Raw genomic sequence first — 2,673 nt, forward strand, 5'->3', positions numbered from 1 at the left:
CGATCGTCGATCACGGTCCGTGCTGGCTCGGCGTGCGTCCGGATGATCTCGTCATCAGCCGCCAAGCCGGCGAAAACGCCATGCCGGCGCGTATCGTCGCGGTCACGCCGATGCATGAGAAGGCCGTGCTGCTGCTGCGCTTCGCCGACGGATCCGAGTGGCTCGCCGCCCTGCCGCAGGGCTCGGCCATGGCGAGCGCGGAGGACGGGGTCTTCGTTCGCTTCGCGCCAGAGACGGCGCTTCTGTTCGACCGTGCAACGGGTCTGCGCGTCGGACTGTCGCATCGACGGCAGGCGGCATGAGGAGACCGGGATAGGCATGGGCATGCTCGAGATCAGCAAGGTCGATAAGGTCTATCAGAGCCGCGGCAAGCCGCCGGTCCATGCGGTGCGCGCGCTCGACATGGAGGTCGGCAAGGGAGAGATCGTCGCGCTGCTAGGCTCGTCGGGCTGCGGCAAGACCTCGACCTTGCGGATGATCGCGGGCTTCGAGAGCGTCACCTCGGGGGAGATCACGCTCGGCCGGCGCCGGATCGACCAATTGCCGCCGGCGAAACGCAGGGTGGCGATGGCCTTCGAAGGCTATTCGCTCTATCCGCCGCTCACCGTGCGCGAGAACATCGCCTTCGCCCTGAAGGCGCAGCAGCTCTCGTATGCCGAGGTGACCCGGCGTGTCGAGGCGATCGCGCAGCTGGTCGAGATCGCCGATATCCTGGACAGCTATCCGCGCTCGATTTCCGGAGGGCAGCAGCAGCGTGTCTCGCTGGCGCGCGCCCTGGTGCGCGATGCCGATCTGTATCTGCTGGATGAGCCGATGGGCCAGCTCGAGCCGCAGCTGCGCGCGGTGCTGCGCGGACGCATCAAAGGCTTGCTTGCCGAGCGCGGCATGACGGCGATCTTCGTCACCCACGATCAGACCGAGGCGAGCGCGCTTGCCGGCCGCATCGCGGTGATGGAGGATGGCGTGCTTCAGCAGTTCGCCAGCGAACGGGAGTTGAAGGATCATCCGGTGAACCTGTTCGTTGCGAGCTTCATCGGCGAGCCGCCGATGAACCTGCTCGAGACCGAGGTGGCGCAGGCCGATGGCGGTTTTCGCCTCTCGATCGGGGCGGATCTCGCGTTCAGCTTGGAAGGGCAAACGCTCGACGCTGCCGCCGGCCGCGCGCTCGCGCAGAGCACGCGCCTCCGCGTCGGCATAAGACCGCAGAAGATCGCCGTCGGCAGCGGCGATGTGCGCGTGCGCGTCGTCTCCAACCAGTGGCTGGGCGACCAGTCGCATGTCGCAGGCGAATGCGACGGCCGCCTCCTCATCGCGGTGACGCCGAACAAGATCACAGCGCGGCCCGGGGACATCCTGCCGTTCGCGCTGGAGGCACGGCATCTTCATTTGTTCGGCGCCGACGGCAACTGCATTCACCATGCGGAGGCGGCCCGACCATGAGCATCTTGCCTGGCCGCGACGTCATCATCGGCATTGATGCCGGCACGTCCCTGATCAAGACGGTCGCGTTCACGCGCGACGGGCGGCAGCTCGGCGAATACGCGCTGCCGAACAGCTACATGACGTCAGCCGGCGGCCATGTCGAGCAGGACATGGCGCGGACTTGGAACGACACAATTGCCGCCCTGCGCGGCCTGGTGATGGCGGTCCCCGATCTCGCATTGCGGCTTGCCGCCATCGCGGTGACGGGGCAGGGCGACGGCACCTGGCTGATCGATGATGACGGCCGTCCCGTCGCGCCTGCCTTGCTGTGGCTGGATTCCCGCGCGGCCGGCCTCGTCGAGCGGATCCGCGACAGCGAGCGCAATGCGGTGCTCTATCGGCGGACCGGCTCGGGGCTCAATGCCTGCCAGCAGGGACCGCAACTGGCCTGGTTGCAGGCGCATGCGCCCGAGACCCTGTCGCGCGCCCGCACCGCCTTTCATTGCAAGGACTGGCTGTATTTCCTGCTCACCGGCGTGCGTGCGACCGATCCGTCGGAGGCGACCTTCTCCTGCGGCGATTTCCGCAAGCGCCGGTTCGACGCCGAAACCGCGCGCCTGATCGGGATCGCCGATTGCATGACCCTGTTTCCCGACGTCGTCGACGGTGTCGTAACCACGCATCCGTTGAACGCCGCCGCGGCGCGCGAGATCGGCCTGCCGCAGGGTATTCCGGTCTCGCTCGGCTATGTCGACGTGATCTGCAATGCGCTGGGGGCCGGACTCTACGATCCGGCGCCGGATGTCGGCTGCACCATCATCGGCTCGACCGGCATGCATATGCGCCTCGCGCCCAGCGCCGATGCGGTGGTCCTCAATACCGAGGCCACCGGCTATACCATGCCGTTTCCGGTCTCCGGTCATTATGCGCAGATGCAATCGAACATGGCGGCGACGCTGAATATCGACTGGCTGCTGGACCTCGCACGCGACCTGCTCGCCGCCGAGGGTATCGCTCGCTCGCGCGCCGATCTGATCGCACGGCTCGATGAGCGCGTCATGCAAGCGCAACCCGGCGAACTCTTGTTCCACCCGTTCATTTCCGACGCCGGCGAGCGCGGCCCGTTCGTCGCGCACGAGGCCTGCGCGCAATTCCTGGGGTTGCGCACCCGCCACGGCTATTGGGATCTGATGCGGGCGGTGATGGAAGGGCTCGCCTTCGCCGCCCGCGATTGCTACGCCGCGACGGGCG

The 2,673-nt window shown here is 67.3% G+C and carries 3 protein-coding genes; all 3 read left to right on the top strand.

The features are described from left to right. The coding region (locus MOV75_RS33805; protein WP_247007507.1) for a TOBE domain-containing protein at window positions 1-302 on the top strand (302 nt) is incomplete at its 5' end. Window positions 303-324: 22 nt separating this feature from the next. Further along, entirely contained in the window at window positions 325-1,440 is a 1,116-nt protein-coding gene (locus MOV75_RS33810) for an ABC transporter ATP-binding protein (protein ID WP_246931850.1), read from the top strand. Beyond that, window positions 1,437-2,673: FGGY-family carbohydrate kinase (locus MOV75_RS33815; RefSeq protein WP_246931849.1), on the top strand; the 1,237-nt coding region annotated here is incomplete at its 3' end. The genes MOV75_RS33810 and MOV75_RS33815, both read left to right, overlap by 4 nt.

The organism is Bradyrhizobium sp. PRIMUS42 (assembly GCF_023006515.1).
Lineage (GTDB): Bacteria > Pseudomonadota > Alphaproteobacteria > Rhizobiales > Xanthobacteraceae > Bradyrhizobium.